Source organism: Bradyrhizobium huanghuaihaiense (genome assembly GCF_025200885.1).
In the GTDB taxonomy this organism is placed as follows: domain Bacteria; phylum Pseudomonadota; class Alphaproteobacteria; order Rhizobiales; family Xanthobacteraceae; genus Bradyrhizobium; species Bradyrhizobium huanghuaihaiense.
Genome location: NZ_CP104172.1, coordinates 3446926 through 3466935 on the forward strand (window position 1 = coordinate 3446926; position 20010 = coordinate 3466935).

At 65.8% G+C, this 20010-nt stretch carries 30 protein-coding genes; 13 read left to right on the forward strand and 17 right to left on the reverse strand.

All coding sequences use genetic code 11. From position 1 onward, the window contains the following. Nucleotides 1-177: 177 nt before the first annotated feature. From N2603_RS16200 to N2603_RS16225, 6 genes are all read right to left on the reverse strand, one after another. Nucleotides 178-1098, reverse strand: a complete 921-nt coding sequence (locus tag N2603_RS16200) for an SH3 domain-containing protein (RefSeq protein WP_260389588.1) — start codon at nucleotides 1096-1098, stop codon at nucleotides 178-180. A 16-nt stretch (nucleotides 1099-1114) separates the two neighbouring features. Continuing rightward, the gene (locus N2603_RS16205) at nucleotides 1115-1411 is read right to left on the reverse strand and encodes a hypothetical protein (RefSeq protein ID WP_260389589.1); all 297 of its coding nucleotides are present in this window, start codon (nucleotides 1409-1411) and stop codon (nucleotides 1115-1117) included. 106 nt (nucleotides 1412-1517) lie between these two features. After that, nucleotides 1518-2072, reverse strand: coding sequence for an inner membrane-spanning protein YciB (locus N2603_RS16210; RefSeq protein WP_018642793.1), 555 nt, complete (start codon nucleotides 2070-2072; stop codon nucleotides 1518-1520). A gap of 12 nt (nucleotides 2073-2084) precedes the next feature. Further along, nucleotides 2085-2660 (reverse strand): hypothetical protein, encoded by a 576-nt coding sequence (locus N2603_RS16215; protein WP_018642792.1) that lies wholly within the window; start codon nucleotides 2658-2660, stop codon nucleotides 2085-2087. 75 nt (nucleotides 2661-2735) lie between these two features. Further along, nucleotides 2736-2999, reverse strand: coding sequence for a hypothetical protein (locus tag N2603_RS16220; protein ID WP_260389590.1), 264 nt, complete (start codon nucleotides 2997-2999; stop codon nucleotides 2736-2738). A gap of 40 nt (nucleotides 3000-3039) precedes the next feature. Further along, on the reverse strand, nucleotides 3040-4437 hold the full coding sequence (locus N2603_RS16225) for a carotenoid oxygenase family protein (protein WP_260389591.1): 1398 nt from the start codon (nucleotides 4435-4437) through the stop codon (nucleotides 3040-3042). Between the two features lie 106 nt (nucleotides 4438-4543). Here N2603_RS16225 and N2603_RS16230 point away from each other — a divergent pair, with 106 nt between their 5' ends. After that, complete coding sequence (locus N2603_RS16230) at nucleotides 4544-5272, forward strand: TetR/AcrR family transcriptional regulator (RefSeq protein WP_260389592.1); 729 nt, start codon at nucleotides 4544-4546, stop codon at nucleotides 5270-5272. A gap of 15 nt (nucleotides 5273-5287) precedes the next feature. Here N2603_RS16230 and N2603_RS16235 read toward each other — a convergent pair whose 3' ends face one another. Next, nucleotides 5288-5446 carry a hypothetical protein gene (locus N2603_RS16235; protein ID WP_260389593.1) on the reverse strand — a complete coding sequence of 53 codons (159 nt, stop codon included), beginning with the start codon at nucleotides 5444-5446 and terminating at the stop codon, nucleotides 5288-5290. A gap of 163 nt (nucleotides 5447-5609) precedes the next feature. Here N2603_RS16235 and N2603_RS16240 point away from each other — a divergent pair, with 163 nt between their 5' ends. Beyond that, nucleotides 5610-6173: an SET domain-containing protein gene (locus N2603_RS16240; protein ID WP_018642788.1), complete on the forward strand. Its 564-nt coding sequence runs from the start codon at nucleotides 5610-5612 to the stop codon at nucleotides 6171-6173. 117 nt (nucleotides 6174-6290) lie between these two features. On the opposite strand, the gene N2603_RS16245 is transcribed toward N2603_RS16240, so the two are convergent. Then, nucleotides 6291-6689 (reverse strand): hypothetical protein, encoded by a 399-nt coding sequence (locus N2603_RS16245; RefSeq protein WP_260389594.1) that lies wholly within the window; start codon nucleotides 6687-6689, stop codon nucleotides 6291-6293. Between the two features lie 38 nt (nucleotides 6690-6727). Then, nucleotides 6728-6958, reverse strand: coding sequence for a hypothetical protein (locus N2603_RS16250; RefSeq protein WP_208751644.1), 231 nt, complete (start codon nucleotides 6956-6958; stop codon nucleotides 6728-6730). A 101-nt stretch (nucleotides 6959-7059) separates the two neighbouring features. Here N2603_RS16250 and N2603_RS16255 point away from each other — a divergent pair, with 101 nt between their 5' ends. Then, nucleotides 7060-7881, forward strand: coding sequence for a helix-turn-helix domain-containing protein (locus N2603_RS16255; RefSeq protein WP_260389595.1), 822 nt, complete (start codon nucleotides 7060-7062; stop codon nucleotides 7879-7881). 40 nt (nucleotides 7882-7921) lie between these two features. Continuing rightward, nucleotides 7922-8746 carry a helix-turn-helix domain-containing protein gene (locus tag N2603_RS16260; protein ID WP_260389596.1) on the forward strand — a complete coding sequence of 275 codons (825 nt, stop codon included), beginning with the start codon at nucleotides 7922-7924 and terminating at the stop codon, nucleotides 8744-8746. Here the strand turns inward: N2603_RS16260 and N2603_RS16265 are convergent. After that, nucleotides 8734-9534 carry a thioesterase family protein gene (locus N2603_RS16265; protein ID WP_260389597.1) on the reverse strand — a complete coding sequence of 267 codons (801 nt, stop codon included), beginning with the start codon at nucleotides 9532-9534 and terminating at the stop codon, nucleotides 8734-8736. The genes N2603_RS16260 and N2603_RS16265 overlap by 13 nt on opposite strands. Nucleotides 9535-9704: 170 nt before the next feature. On the opposite strand from N2603_RS16265, the gene N2603_RS16270 reads away from it, so the two are divergent. Next, nucleotides 9705-10370, forward strand: coding sequence for a DsbA family oxidoreductase (locus tag N2603_RS16270; RefSeq protein ID WP_018642782.1), 666 nt, complete (start codon nucleotides 9705-9707; stop codon nucleotides 10368-10370). Nucleotides 10371-10376: 6 nt separating this feature from the next. Here the strand turns inward: N2603_RS16270 and N2603_RS16275 are convergent, their stop codons facing one another. Beyond that, nucleotides 10377-11540 carry a GNAT family N-acetyltransferase gene (locus N2603_RS16275; protein WP_260389598.1) on the reverse strand — a complete coding sequence of 388 codons (1164 nt, stop codon included), beginning with the start codon at nucleotides 11538-11540 and terminating at the stop codon, nucleotides 10377-10379. Between the two features lie 182 nt (nucleotides 11541-11722). On the opposite strand from N2603_RS16275, the gene N2603_RS16280 reads away from it, so the two are divergent. Continuing rightward, a complete protein-coding gene (locus N2603_RS16280) occupies nucleotides 11723-12151 on the forward strand; it encodes a YeeE/YedE family protein (RefSeq protein WP_260389599.1) in 429 nt (142 codons plus the stop codon). Between the two features lie 5 nt (nucleotides 12152-12156). Beyond that, complete coding sequence (locus N2603_RS16285) at nucleotides 12157-12624, forward strand: DUF6691 family protein (protein ID WP_018642779.1); 468 nt, start codon at nucleotides 12157-12159, stop codon at nucleotides 12622-12624. Nucleotides 12625-12690: 66 nt separating this feature from the next. Here N2603_RS16285 and N2603_RS16290 read toward each other — a convergent pair whose 3' ends face one another. Both N2603_RS16290 and N2603_RS16295 read right to left on the reverse strand, forming a co-directional pair. Next, nucleotides 12691-13026, reverse strand: a complete 336-nt coding sequence (locus tag N2603_RS16290) for a hypothetical protein (protein WP_018642778.1) — start codon at nucleotides 13024-13026, stop codon at nucleotides 12691-12693. Nucleotides 13027-13137: 111 nt separating this feature from the next. Next, nucleotides 13138-13542, reverse strand: coding sequence for a hypothetical protein (locus tag N2603_RS16295; RefSeq protein WP_260389600.1), 405 nt, complete (start codon nucleotides 13540-13542; stop codon nucleotides 13138-13140). Nucleotides 13543-13694: 152 nt separating this feature from the next. Between N2603_RS16295 and N2603_RS16300 the strand changes: the two genes are divergently transcribed. Next, the gene (locus N2603_RS16300) at nucleotides 13695-13919 is read left to right on the forward strand and encodes a hypothetical protein (protein ID WP_018642777.1); all 225 of its coding nucleotides are present in this window, start codon (nucleotides 13695-13697) and stop codon (nucleotides 13917-13919) included. Nucleotides 13920-13987: 68 nt separating this feature from the next. Next, nucleotides 13988-15970, forward strand: a complete 1983-nt coding sequence (locus tag N2603_RS16305) for a pyrroloquinoline quinone-dependent dehydrogenase (protein ID WP_260424205.1) — start codon at nucleotides 13988-13990, stop codon at nucleotides 15968-15970. Nucleotides 15971-16014: 44 nt separating this feature from the next. Here N2603_RS16305 and N2603_RS16310 read toward each other — a convergent pair whose 3' ends face one another. Then, on the reverse strand, nucleotides 16015-16338 hold the full coding sequence (locus N2603_RS16310) for a PilZ domain-containing protein (protein ID WP_425248989.1): 324 nt from the start codon (nucleotides 16336-16338) through the stop codon (nucleotides 16015-16017). Between the two features lie 103 nt (nucleotides 16339-16441). Between N2603_RS16310 and N2603_RS16315 the strand changes: the two genes are divergently transcribed. Continuing rightward, on the forward strand, nucleotides 16442-16735 hold the full coding sequence (locus tag N2603_RS16315) for an HdeA family protein (protein ID WP_026311957.1): 294 nt from the start codon (nucleotides 16442-16444) through the stop codon (nucleotides 16733-16735). Nucleotides 16736-16850: 115 nt separating this feature from the next. Here the strand turns inward: N2603_RS16315 and N2603_RS16320 are convergent, their stop codons facing one another. Next, nucleotides 16851-17315, reverse strand: coding sequence for a PaaI family thioesterase (locus N2603_RS16320; protein ID WP_260389601.1), 465 nt, complete (start codon nucleotides 17313-17315; stop codon nucleotides 16851-16853). Nucleotides 17316-17668: 353 nt separating this feature from the next. On the opposite strand from N2603_RS16320, the gene N2603_RS16325 reads away from it, so the two are divergent. Together N2603_RS16325 and N2603_RS16330 are read left to right on the forward strand one after the other, a co-directional pair. After that, the gene (locus tag N2603_RS16325; RefSeq protein ID WP_018642772.1) at nucleotides 17669-17962 is read left to right on the forward strand and encodes a hypothetical protein; all 294 of its coding nucleotides are present in this window, start codon (nucleotides 17669-17671) and stop codon (nucleotides 17960-17962) included. A 99-nt stretch (nucleotides 17963-18061) separates the two neighbouring features. Continuing rightward, nucleotides 18062-18319 carry a hypothetical protein gene (locus N2603_RS16330; protein ID WP_026311955.1) on the forward strand — a complete coding sequence of 86 codons (258 nt, stop codon included), beginning with the start codon at nucleotides 18062-18064 and terminating at the stop codon, nucleotides 18317-18319. Between the two features lie 18 nt (nucleotides 18320-18337). Here N2603_RS16330 and N2603_RS16335 read toward each other — a convergent pair whose 3' ends face one another. Together N2603_RS16335 and N2603_RS16340 are read right to left on the reverse strand one after the other, a co-directional pair. After that, on the reverse strand, nucleotides 18338-18571 hold the full coding sequence (locus tag N2603_RS16335) for a DUF6894 family protein (protein WP_018642771.1): 234 nt from the start codon (nucleotides 18569-18571) through the stop codon (nucleotides 18338-18340). 191 nt (nucleotides 18572-18762) lie between these two features. After that, on the reverse strand, nucleotides 18763-18951 hold the full coding sequence (locus tag N2603_RS16340; RefSeq protein ID WP_026311954.1) for a hypothetical protein: 189 nt from the start codon (nucleotides 18949-18951) through the stop codon (nucleotides 18763-18765). A 326-nt stretch (nucleotides 18952-19277) separates the two neighbouring features. Between N2603_RS16340 and N2603_RS16345 the strand changes: the two genes are divergently transcribed. Continuing rightward, nucleotides 19278-19517, forward strand: a complete 240-nt coding sequence (locus N2603_RS16345) for a DUF2798 domain-containing protein (RefSeq protein WP_018642769.1) — start codon at nucleotides 19278-19280, stop codon at nucleotides 19515-19517. Nucleotides 19518-20010 lie beyond the last annotated feature (493 nt).

Consider the following 20010-nt stretch of genomic DNA (forward strand, 5'->3'; position numbering starts at 1 on the left):
TTCACCTCGCCCCGCTTGCGGGGAGAGGTCGGACTTTGCGCGTGGCGCAAAGTCCGGGTGAGGGGGACTCTCCACGAGTCCAACTGTCACCGCCCTCGCGGAGACTCCCCCTCACCCCAACGCTCTCAGCGCGAGCGTAGCTCGTCGCGGCCCCGCAAGCGGGGCGAGGGAGAAGAGCTAACTGCAATTCGTGACCTGGTTGGAGCACAGCGAACGCCACCAGCCACGCACGCCGTCGTGGCTCTCGACGAGGCCCCAGAAGCCGCTGCAGGCCAATAGCCGCTTTGGTCCGCCGTCGCCGTCAATCGGGCCGCCGAGCTCGTGCTGGGCGGGCATCCATTTGGCATCGACGAATGGCGCCTGGAATAGCCCGCCCGCGCGTGTGTAGCCATTGGCGTAATTCGCGCCGACCTTGTTGGAAGCGACCCAGCCGCGCCCCGCGTAGGGCTTTGGCGCGCTGCGTGGGTATCGCTTGTCGTCCTCGTAATCCTTGCCCGGCGGCTTGGCGCCCTCGATCAGGAACCAGCCGTCCCTGAAGCCGATGATGCGGAATTCGGTGAGCCAGCCGCCGTCAGGCGTGTTCTCGGCGCCGCCGAGCTTGAGCCGGTAGGGCGGCGGCAGCGTGCCGAGCACGCGCGCTTTCACGGAGGGTTCAGCGCGCACATTGAGGCCGTTCGGATCCTTGTCGATGGACCAGGCGCCGAGATCGCAGGGCTCGGTGCCTTCGGGCAGGCTTGCGCGTTTCGCGGCAAGTTCGGCGTGCAGCTTCGCGAAATCGTTGTCGTCGTTGTCAGGATCAGGCCCGCTGCGCGGCTTCAACTCGGCCGAGACCGCGCGCGTCGCATCCGCCGTCAGCGTGACGACGAGAGCCTGGCGCGCGGCGAACACGCTCGCTGGTGTCTTCGGATCGTTCGACGTCGCCGGATAGACCGCCAGATATCCGGTCGCACCTTCGGTACGATAGGCGAGGCCTGCGACATAGCCTGCCGGCACCATGGCGAGCGCGCCTGCGCGCCACGCCGGTTCGGTGTCATCCGCGCGCGCTGCCTGTGTCGCGACACACAGGATCGTCGCCGCGATGAGACGGAGCGCACGCATGGATGCCGCGCGGTCTTTACGTCCGCGCGCCCGTGAACGGGAAGCTGCCCATCGGGCCGATGCCCATTTCGCCGTTGATGCTGTCGCCGGAGACCGTGCCGGTGAATTCGAGCGTGAGCGGCATCGGGTTGGTGATCGAGACCTTCCAGGAGACGTTGTCGCCGGAGATGGTGCCGTCGAAGATCTCGGCGGTATTACCTTCCGCGCCCTGCGTGCCCGTGAGCGTGCCGCCCGCAGCCTTGACGCTGAGCGTCGCCTGGCGTTCGCCCATCGGCGTCGTCATGGTCAGATTCCAGTTGCCGTCTACGGCCATTCCCGTCTCCCCAACAAATCCCGGCTGGCCGCGATGATCCGCGGCCAGTCCTGAGCGAGCCTATAGCCCAACTCGCAGCTCCTGCCTAACCCTGCATTGGAGGCATTTAGGCGCGGGCGGCGGCGCGCCGGCGGCTGGTGACGATGAGCCTGAGAACCACATACTGCACGGCGAAGGCCAGGATCTTGGCGCCGCCCGCGACCACCGTGATGTAGAACGCCCACAGCTTCAGATCGCCTGTGGCGGCGACCGCGATCATGCCGGCGCCGATCACGAACATCAGCGCGGCCCAGGCATAACCAGCAGCGGTCACATATTCCGGAACGGTCTCGGTGACGATCGGCGGCATGTAGCGCAGCATCCAGCCGCGCTTGAGCATGATGGCGCCGATCGCGAAATGCGCGATCGAGGGCTTTGCCAGCATGAAGCGGGGATCGTTGGTCAGCAGCGTCACCGTGCCCAGCACGATGACGAGCGCGAGGCTCGCATAGGTCATGTAGTTGAGCTGCTGCCCCTTCACCCGGGCGTAGATCACCTGCGCGATCGCGCCGGCAATCGCCACCGACGTTGCCAGCACGACGTTGTCGGTGATGAGGTAGACGGCCAGGAAGACGATGGCGGAGAGGAAGTCGGAGGCGAGGCGGGCAAATACGTCCTTCATCGTCGATCCTGTTCAGCGGGCGTCGGGAAGAGCGCGGGCGGGCGTACCGTACTTGATCTGGCGATACTCGGGATACCATTTTGTGAAGTAGATCGCGCTGTTGCGGGCGGCGAAGGCGACCGCAAGGCTCGACCAGAGCGGCAGGCCGGGGACGTAAAGCAGCACGAGATTGGCGGCCGCCATCAGCAGCGCGGCGGCTGTCCACGCGCTGGTGATGACGTAATTGGCCGTGAGAAAGCCGGGCATTGCCGCGGTCTCGGCCGGGACGGATTCGAGCGCATATTGCAGCGTGAAGGGGCGGCGGAGCAGCATCGAGCCGAGCGAGATGACGAAGATGCCGATGTCGACCGACAGCTTGACGCCGAGCGGGCCGAAGGCGGGGTCAATCAGCGCAAGGTAAAGGCCGATCGCGGCGAACACGATTGCGGAGCCCGCGGCCAGGACCTTCACCGAGCGGCCGCGCGCGACATCGACCGCGACGGTGGCGAGGCAGATCGCGGAGGCCGTGAACACGCTGACCGCGGCCGATGTCACCAGCATGAGGAAGGTGAAAGCGCCGTAGGGCGCGAGGATCAGGAAAATCGCCATGGTCGCCTCGGTCAGGCAAATCTTTACGATGTAAAGATCAATAGTGCAGCGACGATGCCGGGTCAAGCGAAATCTTTACAGTGTCAAAATGACGTAGGCGACCTCTAAAAGGTGAAGGGCTGCAACGGCTTGGTCTGATGCCTCGTCGGCCAATTCCGCCCAGGGCAGGCGCGACAGGAGCGGCAGCGTGAAGGCGATCAAGAGGCCGAGGCAGAGCAGGATGCCGCCGTTGAAGACGGTATGGCGGCTCCGCCGCAACCGGATCATCTGCAATGCGAGCGCGGTGCCGGTCAGGGCAAGGAGGGCAAGGCAAGCTGCGGTGAGCGAGGGCATATGCATGGGAGACCTCTCTGCATTCGCGATGTCACTCCGGGGGGCGCTACGCCGCGCCCACCCAATTGCCGTGAAAGCCGTCCGGCACGCGGTGGCCGAGTTGCACGAGCGCGGCGGGGCCGGCTTCGATGTCGGTGGCATTGAACACGGCGAGGTCGCTGCGGTTCTCGCGCGCGCGCCAGACCACCGCGAGCAGCCAGCCGTCCCCCTCGGGCGCATCCTTTGATCGCTCGACGAAGACAGGTTCGGAGATGGTGTCACCGGCCGGCAGCAGATAATGCCCAAGCCGCCTGCCGTTGCCGTCGACATGGACGATGCCGGACAGCGCGCCGAACATCGGCAGTCTTGGATTGGCGCAGGCGTACCAGCCGTGACGGCTCTTCAGCCCAGCGCGGCGATCGTCGATGCGCGGGAATTCGCCGGTGAGGTCGTCCAGGTAGGCCTGCTGGAAGCGGTCGGTATTCCCCGCGAGATCGAACGTCCAGCGGCAGTGGCGGGCGCGCGCCTTCTCCGGATCGGTCGGCCGGCCGTCGGGATGCGGAAACAGCGGCGCTTCCTCGAACTGCATGACGTCGGCGACGATGCGGTCTCCGTCCTCCCACGCATTCATGACGTGGAAGACGTAGCAGGCCTCGCTGCGAAACCAGACGATGTCCTTCGCGGTGCCGCTGCGCTTCATGACGCCGACATAGGCGCCCTTGTCCGGCTCCCAGGCATAGGGCGGCCGTCCGCTCATCGCGCGCTCCATGCTGCCGGTGATGGGCAGAATCGGAAACAGCACATGGTTCGCGGTGACGATGAAGTCGTGCACCATGCTGGCATAGGGCGCCTCGAAGCGCTCGAAGCGCGTCGCCTTGCCGGAGGCGTCGATCGATCCGTAGGAGAGGGCAGGCGTCAGCGGCCCCGCGGCGTTGTAGCCGAAGAACACCAGTTCGCCCGTGACGGGATCGACCTTTGGATGCGCGGTGAAGCTGCCGGCGACGCGGCCCTGATAGTTGTGATAGCCGCGCGTCGCCAGCGTGCCGGGTTCGATCTCGGTCGGCAGATGCGCTTCTTCCAGCGCGAGCAGCTTGCCGGCATGGAAGATGATATTGGTGTTGGCGACACCGCCGTCGGTCAGCTTCGCCGGGGCATCCGGCAGCTTGCGGCCGAAGCCGCCGAACAGCGCGCGGCCGGCGTCGTGCTCGGCCAGCCATTTCGGCGTGCGGACCCAGCGGTTGCGGTAGCTGGCGCGGCCGTTCTCGAGGTGAAAGGCGTGCAGCATGCCGTCGCCGACGAACCAGTGCGCGCCGGGAGACTCGAACTGCGGATTGGGGCCGTTGCGATAGAGCACCCCGTTCAGCTCACGCGGCAATTCGCCGACGATCTTGAGGAAGGGGGCGTCGGCCTCGAACGGGATCGGCGCGATATTGTTGCGGCGCTCGGTGACGGCGTCGTGCTGCACGGCGTAGTCCTCCCTATCTTTACATCGTAAAGATCAAATAGGGCCGATCGCGGCTTTCGTCAAGTGAAATCTTTACACTGTCAATATTGCGTCATATAGCTTGCAAATGGCCAGGACCGACACCAAGAGCGAAACGGCGCGAGGCGCGCGTGCCCCCAGGAAACCAGCATCGGCTGCGGCATCGCGTCCGGCACGCCGCGCGGCGGGTGCGAAGACCGAGACGCCGTATCATCACGGCGCCCTGCGCGAGGCGCTGCTTCAGGCCGCCGAACGGGTGCTCGAGCGCGACGGGCTCGCCGGCCTGACCTTGCGCGCGGTGGCGCGCGAGGCCGGCGTCTCGCATGCGGCGCCGACGCACCATTTCGGCGACCTCACCGGGCTTCTCAGCGAGCTTGCAGCCGTCGGCTTCCGCCAGTTCAACGCCGCGATGGCCTCGTCCTGCGATGCCGCCACCACGCCGCTCGGGCGCGCGCTGGCGCGGCCGAAGGCCTATGTCGCCTACGCTCAGGCCCATCCCGGCATGTACGGCATCATGTTCCGCACCGAGCGGCTGGATTACTCGAGGCCCTCGCTGCACGAGGCGGCGGAGGCGTCTTTCGCCGGGCTTGCCAACGCCATCGGCGCGATGCGGCAGGAGCAGATCAGCGGTGACGCGCTGACGATGGAGCAGGGCGCCGCGATCGCGCGCGCCTGGTCGATGGTGCACGGTTTCACCACGCTGCTGCTCGACGGCCGCCTCGAGGACATTCTGGGGCGCCTGCCCGAGGGCACGACGGCCGAGCGGCTGCTCGAGTCGATGCTGACGGCGCCTATCACCACGAAACTTCCCGTGTAGCGGCTGTTCGGCGCTTTAGCGCATCGTCGCGAGCTCGCCGGGCTTGCCGACCTGCCGGCAGCTCTTCGGCGCCGTCGAGCTATAGGTGGTGCCCACGGATTGAGCGTTCGCGCCATCGAGGACGGTGCTCGTCAGCAACATCGCGAGGCGCGCGGAGGTGATGCGGATCGTCACGAGACCTCGAATGCAGTGGGAACTCCGTACCATCTGGCGTCTTTCATTGTGGGCAAGGTTCAAACAGGCCCGCGAGAGACCTGACAGCGGCGCGGAATCGTTCTAGAAGAGCGGCTTCGCCTGAAGCTCATGCGGCCTCGTACGCGTCCTCGTTCTCCTGATCATGCCAGCCACATCGTCGAACAAACCCTATCGCGTCGGCCGCTCCAAGACCGGGCTCGGCCTCTTTGCCACCAAACCGATCAAGAAGGGAACCCGGATCATCCGTTATTACGGACCGATCCTGGACTCGCGAATCCCCGAGCAGGACGAGATCGAGAACAAATATCTGTTCGAGCTCAACGGCCGCTGGACCATCGACGGCTCGGTGCGCAAGAATCTGGCGCGCTACATCAACCATTCCTGCCGGCCCAATGCGGAATCGGACGTCCGCCCGCGCGAACGCAAGGTCTTCATCCGCGCCATCAAGAACATCGAGCCGGGCGACGAGATCAACTACGATTACGGCACCGACTATTTCAAAGCCTATCTGAAGCCGATCGGCTGCAAGTGCGTTTCCTGCGAGGCCAAGCGCAAGAAGCTGCGTGCCGAGGAGCGGGCCGAGCGTGCCAAGGTGAAGGCGCGCACGGAAGTCAAGGCGGCCAAGAAGGCGCCCACAAAGGCGGCCAAAAAGAAGAAGCTCAACGGCCACGCCCTCGGCAAGGTCAACGGCCGCGCGCGGGCGTAGCCGTTAACCGCGGTGTCATGCCCCGCGAAAGCGGGGCATCCAGTACGCCGCGGGTTCTCCGCATCCCTCAACGTCTCTGGAATACTAAACCGGGCGACGACAGCAGCGGCTGTGGCTTCACGCGGCGACCACACCCGCACTCTTCCGCAATCCCCAAAATTGCAGCTCGGCAAACACGCCCGTGGCGATTGCCTGCGCGACGACCATCAGCTCGCCGGCGAGGTTCGGCGACACCGCGCCCGAGAACAGCAGTGCGATGCTGCCGACCGTCCAGGCCGCATTGCCGATCACCACCAGCAGCACGAGCGGCTTCGCCACCGTGGCCCGCGAGGCTAGCCAGCCGACCAGGGCGGTGTAGGCGATCAGGAACAGGCCGGTCTCGCGCAGCAGCGCTTCGGGCAGGTTGAACATCGCTGCGAACGCGCCTGCGCCGAAGGTGAAGCCGAGAGCGGCAACGCCGCTGAAGACGGCGTCGGCGAGCAGGGCGCGGCGCAGGAAGGTGGATGCATCGATCATCTTAGGTCTCCTTGGTTGGGGTGGGCGCGGGGTGAAACTCAGTGCAGTCCGCGCCACCAGGCGCGGAGCAGGCGGGCGAGACGGAACGGGCAGAGGCTTTTGCCGACGCCGTGCTCGAAGGCGATGACCTGCGCGAGGACATAATCGCCGGTCGAATGCACCAGCGGCTCGGGCATGTTGAGGCTGCGCGCCAGCATCCGGGTTGCGAATGCCATGGCCCAGGGCACAACGTGGTCTGCGACGGTCCGGTAGAGCAGCAGCGCGATCATGGTCATCTCCTGTTGCGACCGAAGATGCGCGCGCCTGCGCCCCAATTCGATTACCTCGCGGGTAATGGAAGGGCCGAAATCCGCATGCTAGGTTTCTGGTCATGAACGCACATGCATCCACGGCACAGGCCGAACGCAGCCAGCCGGTCCATATCGGCGACCATTTGCGCGAGTGGCGGCAGCGCCGCCGCATGAGCCAGCTCGATCTTGCCGGCGAAGCCGAGATCTCGGCGCGGCACTTGAGCTTCGTCGAGACCGGCCGCGCCGCGCCCTCGCGCGACATGGTGCTGCGGCTCGCCGAGCGTCTCGACGTTCCCTTGCGCGAACGCAATGTGCTGCTGGTCGCGGCCGGTTTCGCGCCGGCGTTCCCGCAGCGCCCGTTGGAGGACCCCGTCTTGAAATCAGCCCGCCAGGCGATCGACCTCGTGCTCAAAGCACACGAGCCCAATCCGGCGCTCGCAGTGGACCGGCACTGGAACCTGGTCTCGGCCAACCGCATGGTGGCGCCGCTGCTCGAGGGCATCCCGCAGCGGCTGCTCGGCCAGCCCTTCAACGTGCTGAAGCTCGCGTTCCATCCGGAAGCCCTGGCGCCGCGCACCGTCAATCTCGCCGAATGGTGCGGGCATCTCTTGGAGCGGCTGCACCGTCAATGCGAGGCGACGGCCGATCCGGAGCTGATCAAGCTCTACAACGACCTCAAGAGCTATCCCATCCCGGCGCGTTCGGCGCCGCTGTCGAGCGACAATGTCGCGATCCCCTTCAAGCTGCGGCATGGCGGGGAGATCCTCAGCTTCTTCTCCACCACCATGGTGTTCGGCACGCCGGTCGACATTACCCTGTCGGAATTGGCTTTGGAGACCTTCTTTCCGGCGGACGAGCGTACCGCCGAACGGTTGAGGCAGATGGCGGCCGGGCTGCGGTAGCGCCGTTTACAGGTGAGCGCGGCGCTCGCATAATCCGCCGATGGACACACGCGCGTTCCGGCGATTGCGGCCGGCCAATCCCGTCGGTGATCTCCTGCGTGGCTGGCGCACGCGTCGCGCCTTGAGCCAGGCGGAGCTGGCGTTCGAGGCCGGCATCTCGGTCAAGCATCTGAGCTATGTCGAGACCGGCAAGGCGGCGGCAAGCCGGGACATCCTGCTGCAGCTTGCGTCCGCGCTCGACCTGTCGCTGCGTGATCGCAATGCGCTGCTCGAGGCCGGCGGCTTCGCGCGGCAATATGGCGAGCGCGATCTGTCTGCGCCGGAGCTTGCCGATGCACGCCGCGCCATCGATCTTCTGCTCAGCCGCCACGAGCCGTTCCCCGCGATCGTCACCGACCGCCGCTGGAACGTGATGCAGGCCAACCGCGCCGCCTCGCGCCTGATGACCATGCTGCTTGGTCCCGCGCGCATGCAGCGGCCGCTCAATCACATGCGCATGTTCCTTGCGCCGGACGCGCTCAAGCCGTTCGTCGAGAACTGGCCGACCGTTGCGGCCGCGCTGCTGGCGCGGGCGCGGCATGAGGCGATGGCCGCGCCGCTCGATGAAGCCCTGCAATCGACCTGGCGCGAATTGATGCGGCTGCCGGAGCTTCCTGCGCCTGCGACCGAGGACAATTCCGTGCCGGGGCCGCTCTGCGAGGTGCGCCTGCGCAAGGGTGACGTCGGCATCGGCCTGATCGGTGCGGTGCTGACGCTCGGCACACCGCAGGACGTGACACTGCAGGAGCTTCGCGTCGAAATGTTCATGCCTGCCGATGCCACGTCCGAGACTATCCTGACCGCGCTTGCGGCTCAGGACGCCTGAGCCTGCACGGCTTCGCGCCGCTCGAAGCTCATGGCCTGCATCACCTCCGCGAACGGTCCCTTGAGGTCGCTCAGCGTCGCCGTGGTGAGGCCCGCGCCATGAGCGCCGACGCGCGTCGCGGCACGGATCAATATCCATTCGCCCTCCGGCGGACGGAAGAAATAGAGGCTGATCTCCGGGTTGATGAAGGTCCAGTCGCGCATGTCGACGATCTGCGCGACGCCGCTGGCGAAGTCCGCGGCCTGCACGGCCTGGAGCAGCGGCGTGTTCGGCTCGCCCTCGACCAGCGGCGCATCGAGCCGCATCCAGGCCGCGGCCGGGCCGGGCTTCTCCAGTGCGCCCTCGATCAGCCGCACCGAGACGTTCTGGAAATAGCGGCTCCATTTCTGCGCGAAGGCCGGCGGCGGGCTGCCGGCTTCGGGCCGCGTGTCGAGCGCCGTGGGCCCGGCGAAGGGATCGAGCGGCGACTCTGCGCTCGATGCCGTCAGCAGCGCCGTGCAGCGGCCGATCTCGGTCTCGCCGTCCATCAGCCGCACCTGCAAGGTCTTGGCCTTGCGGCCGTCGCGCAGCAGTTCGGTGTCGGTCCTGAACAGGCGCAGGCCTGCCGGCCGCCACAAATCGAAGGTCAGGCGCCGCACCGCAAAGCCGGATTCGGCCGCGAGCCGCGCGACGTCGCGGGTCATCAGTGCAGTGGTGGCGCTTCCCTGCAACATGTCCGGCGACCACGGGCCGCCGGCATGCTCGGTTGCCCGGAATTGATGGCCTTCCGGCTTGAAAATGGCGGTCATCGCGGTCTCCCCTTGGGCTGGATCGTGGCCGCAACTATCGTGGCGGGGGCGACCGGTCACAATAACCGCAGAGGTGAAGTCGTGAGCCATGCAGGACGGGTGCCTTGCGCAGCCTCCGGTTCGGCTTATCTTCCGACGAACCCTCGAAGTGCCCGAAGGAGGCGCCTGACATGAGCACGCTGAAACCGCTCCAGATCGACGTCGTCTCCGACGTGGTGTGTCCTTGGTGCTATATCGGCAAGCACAGGATCGAGAGCGCGCTGGCGCTGGTGCCCGACGTTCCGGTCAAGCTGAATTTCCGGCCCTTCTTCCTCAATCCCTGGGTGCCGCGCGAGGGTATCAGCCGCGAGGCTTATCTCACCCAGAAGTTCGGCTCGGTCGAGGCCTATAAGGGCATTGCGGGACGCGTCGTCGCGGCCGCGAGCGAGGAGGGCCTCGTCTACAAGCCCGAGCTGGTCGCGCGCCAGCCCAACACGACCGACTGCCATCGCCTCATTTTGTGGGCCGAAGCCATCGGCAAGGCACCCGAGATGAAGCAGCGCCTGATGGAGCTGTACTTCCGCGACGGCGGCGATCTCACCGATGTGAACGTGCTGGTGCAGGCGGCGGCCGATGTCGGCCTCGACGCCGACGACGTGCGCAAGCGACTTGCCACCGACGAGGACGTCGCGCGCGTTTCGGCGGATGCGCAGGAGGCCGCCGAGAAGGGCATCTCCGGCGTGCCGACCTACGTCTTCGCGCAGAAATACGCTGTGTCCGGCGCGCAGGATCCGAACCTGCTCGCCCGCGCCATCCGCCAGGTCTCCGAGGAGATCAACGCGCAGGCGGCGGAGTAGCTTCGCTTATTTGCGGAGGCGGCGGACCACGCGTCGCGCCGTCTCGTGCGCGGCGTTGAGGCCGGTTAGCGCTGCGTGAACGAGCGCCACCACCGGATCGTGCCGCCGCAGCGGGATCAGCACGTCGCCGATCGCGAAGCGTCCGCGCCAGATCGGGTTGATCATGGGATGGTCGGCGCTCGCCGTGGAATCCGCGCTGGCGATCGCGGGATCGGCGCAGAGATGGCGGGTGAGGTCGAGCGTGAGCTGCACGCCCGGCGAATATCTTGCAAAGCGTTCGTCGATGCCGAGCTTGAAGAAGAAGGCGCGGTCCTGATGCCGCAGCACGATGCCGGCGGCGATCGGATTCGTGCCGGCATGAAGCGTGACGATCTCGCACTGCGCGGTCTCCGCCAGTGTCGGTACGGCGCGGCGGATGAAGGTCGCATCGCCCGCATGCTGGATCAGCGCAGTGCCGCGCTTGCCCTTCCAGCCGCTGGCTTCGAGCTGCAGGAAATTTTCGAGCGCCGGCCCGATCTCGTCGGGGCTGCGCGCGACCTCGAACACGACGGGGCCGTGCTCTTCCAGGCGATGGCGCTGGCGGCGCAGCTCCTTGAGCTTCTTGGCGCCGAGCGCGTCGCGCAACAGCGTCTCGCCATCCTGTCTCGCATCGAGGCTGGCGCGGATGTAGGAGGAGAGGATTCTTGGCTTCAGGCCGTCGCGGCTCAGAACCTGGTTGAGCGCATTCATCGCCGCGCCGTCGAGCGCGACGTCGTTCAGCACGAGCGCATGGGCGCCGGCCTCGCGTGCCTGCTGGAACAGACGCGTGGCCGCCTCGATCGGCGCATCGCGGTCGATCAGCGGGCTGCACAGCGTGCCATAGGGATGTGCGCTCACCAGCGCGGGCAGGGGAATCTTCCAGGCACGCCAGAGCGAGATCACCGGCATCAGCCCGATCAGCCGCGGCGCGTCGAACGCGGCTAGCGCCGCGGCGTCCGTGCGGCCGCGCGCGGTTGCACTGACGGCCAGCTCCCAGGCGGGCAGGTAATATCCGTTCGGCTCGATAGCGCGCTGCGCGAGCGCGCGCCATTGGCCGGTGTCGAGCGCGATGAGTGGGACGAGCGCGCGCGACTTCGCGACATCTTTTGCCGATGCCGGATTGATCGCAGCCTGATGCGCGATGTCGACCACGTCCCGTCGTCCCCGTTCACGCGAGCTGAGCCCGTGTTACGGGTCATGCTTAGCGCAAAGATTGGAAAATACCGTTGGGACGCCGCTTCAATTCGAGTGGTAATATTAACGTCTCGTTGAGCATCGGAGCGTCGATTGTAGGGATGGATGCGGTAGGATTGCTCCCGAACTGGAGGATCACAATGATCGTGACACCTTTCACACCAATGGCCTCGCTCCTGGGTGGAGCACTGATCGGCCTCGCCGCCGTTCTGCTGATGTGGGCGACGGGGCGGATTGCCGGCGTCAGCGGCATCGCGGCGCGGCTGTTTCCGCCCTACGAGGACCGCGAATTCGCCGGGCGTCTCGCCTTTGTCGCCGGTCTCGTCGCCGCGCCCGTGCTGGTGCGGCTCGTCACCGGAGACCTGCCGGCGCAGACGATCGCGGCAGGGCCGGCTGTCCTGGTCGTTGGCGGATTGCTCACCGGTTTTGGTTCGGTGTGGGGCAGTGGCTGCACCTCCGGCCACGGCGTTTGCGGCTTGTCGCGGCTGTCGGTGCGCTCGCTGGTCGCGACAATGACCTTCATGGCGGCCGGCATGGCGACCGTCTTTGTGATGCGTCACTGGAGCTGATGGCAATGGCAATTCTCGTTCAATTCGCGATCGGCCTGATCTTCGGCATCGGCCTCATCGTCTCCGGCATGTCGAACCCGGCCAAGGTGCTGAACTTCCTGGACGTCGGCGGCATTCCGGCAGGGACATGGGATGCGAGCCTCGCCTTCGTCATGGCGGGCGCGGTGGCCGTGACCTTCATCGGCTTCAGCCGCGTCCTCAAGCTCGCGCGTCCGTTCTTCGCGGATCGGTTTTATCTGCCGACACGACGAGACATCGATCCCAGGATCGTCGCAGGTCCGGCGATCTTCGGTATCGGCTGGGGACTGGCGGGCTTCTGCCCGGGGCCGGCGTTGACCGCGCTCGGATTCGGTTCGGTCTCGGCCGTCATCTTCGTTGCGGCGATGTGCGCCGGCATGGTGCTCGCCCGCTTCATTGCTCACCTGCCGTCATCGACGCGCTTCGTCACGCCGGCCGATCCGCTCGAAACCTGACGTCGGCATGCGAAAGCGGGACCGGGCGAGTTGTCTCGTCCGGTCCGCCAATGAAACCTTCATCGATCACCAGCGGTCGTCGCCGACGCCCACACCGACGCTGACGCCAGGTGTGCGAATGCCGACGCCGGCGCGCGGGCCGTCATCCCAGTCGCGGCGATACGTCCGATGTTCGTAATAGCGGTCGCGCGGCATATAGTTGTAGGAATCGCGCACGATGACACGCGAACCGCCGCGCGTGCGATAGCACCGGCCGGCGTCGTCGCAGACTAGTCGCACCTGCTGGACGAGATCCGGATTGGTGTATTCGCTGCTCGTGTAGATATCCGAAGCCTTCACGCCCGATGCGGCTGCCAAAGCACCAACGCCCGCCAATAGCGCAATAGTCAACGTCCTCATCATGTCCTCCTCCGAAACTGCCCTCGGCGGTAACAAGAAGGGGAGGCGGTGATCGTTCCCGCCCGCAATGCGGGTTTTTCCCGGAACCGCACCTCCGTTAACGGCGGTTTGTTCCTAGATCGGCTCGTAAGTCTCGGTCCCGCAAATATCGTCGGCTTCGGCGCGCCGGCGATCGACGACCTTTCCGCCATTGATGGTCACGATGTAGGTCTGTGCGCCGAGCGGCGTGCCGGTTGCGGAGGTGAGCTGCGCGCGGACGCAGACGGTCCAGCCCGGTCCCCGCACCTCGTGATGGGGCGGGGCGACATGAATCTCACGTGGATAGGACGTGGCGAGAAACACCACGTCGATTTGCTCGCGCACCACGCGCTTGACGTCCGGGGGCGGCTCCGGCGGAAGCTGCTCGGCTTCCTTGATGCGCATGAACTCGGGCACCGGCGCCCGGCTGTCGGCAAAGCCGCAAGCACCGAGCGCGAGCGCGCCGGCCAGCAGCGCCGCATTGGCAATAATCCGCAACATCCGTGAAAGTCCCCTGCGGGCGAACAGATAGGCACGAATGCGATCCGGCGAAGTCCGCCCCGATCAAAATTTGCTGAAGGCGCGGAACCCGCGGCATTTGCTATTACGGGATTGCAGGCTAGTTTGTACCCCACGCGAGGGGGATTGCATCAATGAAGATTTTGGTCATAGCGGCTGCGGTGCTGGCACTGGCGTGCGGCTCGGCTGAGGCGCAGGGACGGCGCCAGCCCAATGACGGTCCCAAGCCGGCGGATAACAAGCCGAAGGTCGACGAGAAAGCCTACAAAGCCGCGCTCGAGCGCATTCCCGAGCCGAAGGAAAAGTACGATCCGTGGGGCGGGGCCCGCCCCAGCGAACCGGCCAAGAAGCCGAAATAGGGGGAGGCGGGCGTTTGCGGACCCGCCTGCGAATTCCGCCGGCGTTCGTTGCGCTCTTGCTGCTTGCGATGCCCCCCTGCGCCGCCTGGGAAAGCTGGGGCGGTGATGCCGGCGGCTCGCGCTTCTCGCCCTTGCGAGAGATCACGCCCGACAATGTCGGCCAACTCGTTCGCACCTTCGAATATCACACCGGCGATCTCACTGCGCGCCCGCCCGAAGTGATGCGGCGAACCAAATTCCAGGCAACGCCGCTGTTCGTCGAGGACAGCCTGATCTTCTGCTCGCCCTTCAACGAGGTGATCGCGCTCGATCCCGGCACCGGCGCGCAGAAATGGCGCTTCGATCCGAAGATCGCGACCAATCAGCGTCCTGCCAATCGCTATGTCTGCCGCGGTGTCACGTACTGGGTCGATGACCACGCGCCCGCGAATGCCGCTTGCCGGTCGCGCATCTTCATGGGAACGAACGACGTCCGCCTGATTGCGCTCGATGCGAGGACCGGCATTCCCTGTGCCGGTTTCGGCAAGGGCGGCGAGATCAAGCTCGAGATCGGCATGCGGCTGGAATGGCCCGGCGAATTCCAGATCACCTCGCCACCGGCGGTCGGACGCGGCGTCGTCGTGGTCGGCTCCTCGATCGGCGACAACAGCCGCGTCGACGCGCCGAGCGGCATGGTGCGCGCATTCGATGCGCGTAGCGGCGAGCCGCGCTGGACCTTCGAGCCGCTCAAGCGCGACGGCATCGAGGCCGGCCACGCCAATGTCTGGGCACCGATGTCGGTCGACGAGACGCGCGGGCTCGTGTTCTTGCCCACGACCTCGCCGTCGCCGGACTTTTGGGGCGGCAAACGACCGGGCAACAACGAGCATGCCAATTCGGTGGTCGCGCTGCGCATCGAGACCGGTGAACTCGTTTGGGCCTTCCAGACCGTGCATCACGACGTCTGGGACTACGATCTTCCGGCGCAGCCGACGCTGACGCGTCTCGACACGGGTGACGGGCAGCGCGACGTCGTGATCCAGCCGACCAAGCAGGGTTTTGTCTTCGTGCTCGACCGTGACACCGGCAAGCCGGTGTGGCCGGTCGAGGAGCGCGCGGTGCCGCAAGGTGGCGCGGAAGGCGAGAAGCTGTCGCCGACGCAGCCGTTTCCGACCCATGTGCCGGCATTGACGTCACAGACGATCTCGACCGATGACGCGCTCTCGTTATTGCCCGGCTTGATGCGCTCGTCGTGCGAACGGCAATTCGCAGCGGCGCGCAACGAGGGACTGTTCACGCCGCCTTCGGTGCAGGGCACATTGGAGTTTCCCTTCACCGGCGGCGGGGTCAACTGGGGCAGCGCGGCCTACGATCCGGTCCACCAGATCCTCTACGCCAACACCAGCCGTGCCGTTCATCTCATCAAGCTGATCCCGCGCGCGGAAGCCGCCGGCTTCAATCCGCCGCCCGGTCATGATTTCGGCAGGCAGCGCGGCGCGCCGTTCGCGATGTCGCGCGCGATGGTGACGTCGCCGCTCGGCTTTCTCTGCAACAAGCCGCCCTGGGGCGAGATGGTTGCGGTCGATCTGAAGGCGGGCAGGATTCTCTGGCGTTCGACGGTCGGCACCACCGAGGATCTGGCGCCGCTCGGCGTGCCACTGCCCTGGGGCGCGCCGCTCCTCAATGGACTCGCGGTCACCGCGGGCGGCCTCGTCTTCACCGGTGCGATGGATGCTTACTTGCGCGCCTTCGATGCGCGCAGTGGCAGGGAGCTGTGGCAGGGGCGGCTGCCGGTGCCGGGCGTCGCCAATCCCATGACCTATCTCTGGAAGGGCGAGCAATATGTCGCGATCGGCGCCGGCGGCCATTCCGAAGCCGGGACATCGATCGGCGACAGCGTCGTGGCGTTCCGCCTGGCGCGGCCGGGCGAGGCGCCTTCGCTCTGGTCGCGCACGATCGATCGTCCGGGCGGACGATTTCTTGCGGCGACGTCGGCGATCACGCTCGCGATCATCACGATCGTGATGGTCGGACTGCGCTGGCGTCGCCGCCATCGTAGCAGGCAATCATGATCGTGTTGTGCATGTGATGCGAACGCTCGTTCACATCGCGAGTGCTATTGCACGAAAGCGAGGCCGATGCGTTTGTCGCTGCGCCACACGGGGCGGCAATTCCGCACGAAATTGTCGCGCGCGATCGAGAGTGTGAACGATTGCGGCAATGAGACGGGGCTCTCGAGCTCGATCGCTGCGCCGCCTGCCGACATGTTTCGCACCGTGCACGCGATGCCGCCATCTTCGAAGGTGATCGTTCCACCCTTGAAAACACGGTGACGCTGTGCTGCGCGCTTCTCGATCATCGGCGTTAATCCATCATGACGATTGTGAAATAGTGCATAGAAATTACGTTGAAATGAACTCAATACTGGCGCTACTTGCATCGCGCTTCAGACTTCGTTTACGACGTTGAAGCGGTGAGTCATGTCCCGCCGACTTTCCTCACGATCCTTTCCTTTATGGCGTTACGCGCCGATGGAGATACTGATGAAGACCACGCTTTCGCTTCTGTTCGCCGCAGCGCTCTCGCTGACGTCGATGCCCGCCCACGCCGTCAAGTGGGACCTCTCGACCATGACCTGCAAGCAATTCCTCGATAGCGGCGAAGACAACATCGCGGTCGTGCTGACCTGGATGGACGGCTGGTACAAGGGCGACGAAGACAACGCGATCATCGACACCGAGGTGTTCATCGAGAACGCCAAGAAGTTCGGTGCCTATTGCGGAAAGAATCCGACCGTCAGCGTCGTCACCGCGGCCGACGAGATCCTCGGCAAGTAATTATTGAAGCGTGCCGACCGAGACACGATCGCAATCGTGCCTCGGTCTGGCTTCGTCGTCATCGAGAGCCGCGCTGCGCCTTGCGCTCACGCGGCTCTCATTTTTCGGATGAGCCTCAGCCCGGCAACATCGCGAACGCGCTCGACACCATCGCCACCGGCTTGTTGTCGACGGCGGAGAGCAGGGTGACGCGGCCGAAGCTCATGGTGCGTCCGAGCCGCACGACGCGCGCATCCGCCAGCACGTCCGAGGAGGAGGCCGCGCGCATGAAATGCGTGGTCTGGTCGACCGTGGTCATCGGACGGTAGCCGCGATTGGCGGCAAGGATGGCGATCACCATCGCGGTGTCGGCGAGGGCCATCAGCGCCTGGCCGCAGACCACTCCGCCGCTCCGGCACAGCCGCTCCGAAAACGCCATGCGCAGCAGCGCGCCCGGCTGCCAGTCGGGCTCATCCGGCGGCGGCACGTGCTCGATGCGCTCGACCGAGAGGTTGAGATCCTGGACCCAGGGTGCAAAGACCTCGCCGAGGATGCGTCGGGCATCATTGATGCCGAACTCGGCTTCTGGCTGCGATGGCATTGCTGTGGTTTCCTCCATGGTTGCCGGATGTTTCGGGCATTCTGCCCGCATCGGCGCGGCAAAGTCACCCGGCCGTGCCGGTCCCTTCGGCTTGAAAATGCCCGACTTGGCCCGATATGATGCCGTGGTTGGGTAACGGGTGGGCGATGTTGCGTCGGTATGTTCTCGTCTTTTGTCTGGTTGCGCTCGGTCTTGCGCTGAACGGGTGCACCAAGTGCGGCCCGATCTGGGACGACTGGCTGCACGCACCGAAATCGTGCCGATCGTAGCGGTCCCTGCGGCCCCCAGCGGCCGCGCTGGGATGACAAGGCACGGCGAGCCGCGCCTCCATGAAATGATCTGAGGAGTCAAAGATGAAGCTTTTCCGTTTGGCCGCGGTGCTGGCCGTGCTGGCGGGACCGGCCTATGCGCAAATGCCCAATCTCAATTTGCTGCAGGACGGCCCGGGCAAGACCCCGGAGGAGAAGGCCGCGGAAGCCGAGCGTGACAAAGCCTACAAGGAAACGCTGAAGAAGATTCCGGACGCCAAGGCGTCCAACGATCCCTGGGGCGGCATGCGCTCCGATCCGCCGAAGCAGCCGGCGGCGCCGAAGGCGGCCGCCACCAGCGCGCCGAAGAAGAGCAAGACCGGCACAGCCGCGAACTGAGCCTTTGGCCGGGGGCGGCAGGCGCCTTCCGGCCGGGACTCCTCCTTGCCCGGCCACTCCCTACATTGAGCGCAGGTGTTGCGTAGAGGAGGGCAATTCATGGCCGATCGTCCGCGGGATCTCGCCGAGCGGATGGCGCGCCGGCGCAAGGTCGGCGGCAGCACGCCGGGCGGGCGCGCCAGTGACGGCTATCTGCGCGAGACCTTCACGCTGCCGCGCGCGGCAGCGCGGGCGAGGGCGGAGGCCTTCTTCGCCCGCTATCCCAAGGCCGGCTATATGAGCGCGGTCGAGACCTGGCGCGAGCTGCCCGGCGGCGACATCGAATTCACCATGCGGCGGCTGCCCAGCGCTGATTGAGGGACCGCGCCCTCGCGCCTAGTCGAGCGTCTCGGCGACGATGCGGATGCGGAACACCGGCTCCTTGGCCTCGTCGAGGAGCTCCATGTGCCATTCGGAATTTTCCTGGAGCTTGCGGGCGATCCCGGCAGCCATGTCGGCGCAGACGCTGGTCATCTCCTTCCAGGCGGAATCGCGATCGGAAAATTCCGTCGCCTGGTCCGCACAGCCGGAATAGCGGCCGTTGCGGATTCGGAAGAAATAAAGCGGCATGGCTGGCACCGGTCGCGCGTAAAGGCCCCGCCCCCAAGGCCATGGGCCGGCAGTGCAATCCCAAACCCCCGGCAGATCAATTCCGGACGTCTACGGAGGACATGCGGCTTCGGTCAGGGGATGTCGCGCTGCGCAAGGATGTCCGCGACACCGCCGCTCCGCCTCAGGCTGTCTCGGTCAGGCCGTCTCGATCAGGCCGTCTTGCGCCCGATGGCTTTCAGCTCCCGATCGATGCGCAGCTGCACCCGCCGGATCGCCAACAGGTCGATCTTGGTCTCGGTCTTGCCGGACTTGACCTGCTCCCCGATGCGGAACTGCCACTGCCAGACTCCGGGAATCGCTGTCTTGGCGACGGTGAACTCGACGCCCCTGTGATTCATGGTCACCTCCCACGATTCACCCTCGATCACTGAAAACATGTTGGCCGTCATAATATTCCAGGGACAAGTGAAATCTGCCGGTAACTCTTGGATAGCTCACGGAAATCTCGAAAGCGCGCGCGCCATCGCCCGGCCAGGAACTTTGTTCATGGCCGGAGAACCACGGAGCCAGTTCAATGCTGATGCTGCCCAAGACTCTTGATCCAGATCAGTCTCCGGATTCAAAAAAGCGCGGGCGCTGAACGGGCAGGCGATCAGGCGCGTCCCAGTGCGCGAGGCGGCACGTGCCTTGCTTGGCCACATGACGGTAAGCACAAGGGCGCGTCATGCTCGGCATTCCCCGCCGCTACAGTCATTTCGTCTTCGGCGTCATCCAGTCCGGACTGACCTCGCTGATCGCGGCGGGGATCGCCAGCTTTCCCGCTGATGGTGCGCTGCTGTTCGTTCGGCACTGGATGGTGTCGTGGCTGATCGCATGGGCCGCGATGCTGCCCATGGTGCTGCTGGCGGCGCCCGCGATCCGCGCCTTCTCGCTGCGGCTGACGCGAGAGGAGGGCGGGGCGTGAACGGCGGGCACGCATGAAAAAACCCCGCCTGGGGAGAGCCAAGCGGGGCAAAGGTTATTGGAGGCTGAGGTGCTGGGCTGCAACACCATAAGCCGAAAGACCCTAACCGGCTGAGCTTACGGCAGCCTGACAGGCTCGCGAATCGATTCGGCAGGCATCACCGCGCACAGGCTCGCAAACAGAAAACCCCGCTCGGTGAGAGCGGGGTCGTCGACTGGTATGGAGGCCCGGTGTTGGTCCACCGGGCTCATCGACACTAGGCGCGTTGGCTTACAGACGCCTGACGGCGAAAACGAAAGCAGCGCTGAGCAGGCCGCAGACTGGCCCCGCGCCGGTCCCAATTTGGCCACCCGATCGCACCACTCGAGCCACAGCAGCAGGCGAGATTCCGCAACGTCCGGTCGTGCCATGGGGGAAACGTGGCGCGCCGGCAACGGGGTGGCATCATGGATAACGTAGAGCGGTCATTTGCCGCCGCGACAGCGGCTGGCTT

What these genes read in the sequence shown, in the direction of transcription:
- N2603_RS16200 (WP_260389588.1), bottom strand. Translation starts at nt 1,098, where the DNA reads ATGCGTGCGCTCCGTCTCATCGCGGCGACGATCCTGTGTGTCGCGACA.
- N2603_RS16205 (WP_260389589.1), bottom strand. Translation starts at nt 1,411, where the DNA reads ATGGCCGTAGACGGCAACTGGAATCTGACCATGACGACGCCGATGGGC.
- N2603_RS16210 (WP_018642793.1), bottom strand. Translation starts at nt 2,072, where the DNA reads ATGAAGGACGTATTTGCCCGCCTCGCCTCCGACTTCCTCTCCGCCATC.
- N2603_RS16215 (WP_018642792.1), bottom strand. Translation starts at nt 2,660, where the DNA reads ATGGCGATTTTCCTGATCCTCGCGCCCTACGGCGCTTTCACCTTCCTC.
- N2603_RS16220 (WP_260389590.1), bottom strand. Translation starts at nt 2,999, where the DNA reads ATGCATATGCCCTCGCTCACCGCAGCTTGCCTTGCCCTCCTTGCCCTG.
- N2603_RS16230 (WP_260389592.1), top strand. Translation starts at nt 4,544, where the DNA reads ATGGCCAGGACCGACACCAAGAGCGAAACGGCGCGAGGCGCGCGTGCC.
- N2603_RS16240 (WP_018642788.1), top strand. Translation starts at nt 5,610, where the DNA reads ATGCCAGCCACATCGTCGAACAAACCCTATCGCGTCGGCCGCTCCAAG.
- N2603_RS16245 (WP_260389594.1), bottom strand. Translation starts at nt 6,689, where the DNA reads ATGATCGATGCATCCACCTTCCTGCGCCGCGCCCTGCTCGCCGACGCC.
- N2603_RS16250 (WP_208751644.1), bottom strand. Translation starts at nt 6,958, where the DNA reads ATGATCGCGCTGCTGCTCTACCGGACCGTCGCAGACCACGTTGTGCCC.
- N2603_RS16255 (WP_260389595.1), top strand. Translation starts at nt 7,060, where the DNA reads ATGAACGCACATGCATCCACGGCACAGGCCGAACGCAGCCAGCCGGTC.
- N2603_RS16260 (WP_260389596.1), top strand. Translation starts at nt 7,922, where the DNA reads ATGGACACACGCGCGTTCCGGCGATTGCGGCCGGCCAATCCCGTCGGT.
- N2603_RS16265 (WP_260389597.1), bottom strand. Translation starts at nt 9,534, where the DNA reads ATGACCGCCATTTTCAAGCCGGAAGGCCATCAATTCCGGGCAACCGAG.
- N2603_RS16270 (WP_018642782.1), top strand. Translation starts at nt 9,705, where the DNA reads ATGAGCACGCTGAAACCGCTCCAGATCGACGTCGTCTCCGACGTGGTG.
- N2603_RS16280 (WP_260389599.1), top strand. Translation starts at nt 11,723, where the DNA reads ATGATCGTGACACCTTTCACACCAATGGCCTCGCTCCTGGGTGGAGCA.
- N2603_RS16285 (WP_018642779.1), top strand. Translation starts at nt 12,157, where the DNA reads ATGGCAATTCTCGTTCAATTCGCGATCGGCCTGATCTTCGGCATCGGC.
- N2603_RS16290 (WP_018642778.1), bottom strand. Translation starts at nt 13,026, where the DNA reads ATGATGAGGACGTTGACTATTGCGCTATTGGCGGGCGTTGGTGCTTTG.
- N2603_RS16295 (WP_260389600.1), bottom strand. Translation starts at nt 13,542, where the DNA reads ATGTTGCGGATTATTGCCAATGCGGCGCTGCTGGCCGGCGCGCTCGCG.
- N2603_RS16300 (WP_018642777.1), top strand. Translation starts at nt 13,695, where the DNA reads ATGAAGATTTTGGTCATAGCGGCTGCGGTGCTGGCACTGGCGTGCGGC.
- N2603_RS16305 (WP_260424205.1), top strand. Translation starts at nt 13,988, where the DNA reads ATGCCCCCCTGCGCCGCCTGGGAAAGCTGGGGCGGTGATGCCGGCGGC.
- N2603_RS16310 (WP_425248989.1), bottom strand. Translation starts at nt 16,338, where the DNA reads ATGCAAGTAGCGCCAGTATTGAGTTCATTTCAACGTAATTTCTATGCA.
- N2603_RS16315 (WP_026311957.1), top strand. Translation starts at nt 16,442, where the DNA reads ATGAAGACCACGCTTTCGCTTCTGTTCGCCGCAGCGCTCTCGCTGACG.
- N2603_RS16320 (WP_260389601.1), bottom strand. Translation starts at nt 17,315, where the DNA reads ATGCCATCGCAGCCAGAAGCCGAGTTCGGCATCAATGATGCCCGACGC.
- N2603_RS16325 (WP_018642772.1), top strand. Translation starts at nt 17,669, where the DNA reads ATGAAGCTTTTCCGTTTGGCCGCGGTGCTGGCCGTGCTGGCGGGACCG.
- N2603_RS16330 (WP_026311955.1), top strand. Translation starts at nt 18,062, where the DNA reads ATGGCCGATCGTCCGCGGGATCTCGCCGAGCGGATGGCGCGCCGGCGC.
- N2603_RS16335 (WP_018642771.1), bottom strand. Translation starts at nt 18,571, where the DNA reads ATGCCGCTTTATTTCTTCCGAATCCGCAACGGCCGCTATTCCGGCTGT.
- N2603_RS16340 (WP_026311954.1), bottom strand. Translation starts at nt 18,951, where the DNA reads ATGAATCACAGGGGCGTCGAGTTCACCGTCGCCAAGACAGCGATTCCC.
- N2603_RS16345 (WP_018642769.1), top strand. Translation starts at nt 19,278, where the DNA reads ATGCTCGGCATTCCCCGCCGCTACAGTCATTTCGTCTTCGGCGTCATC.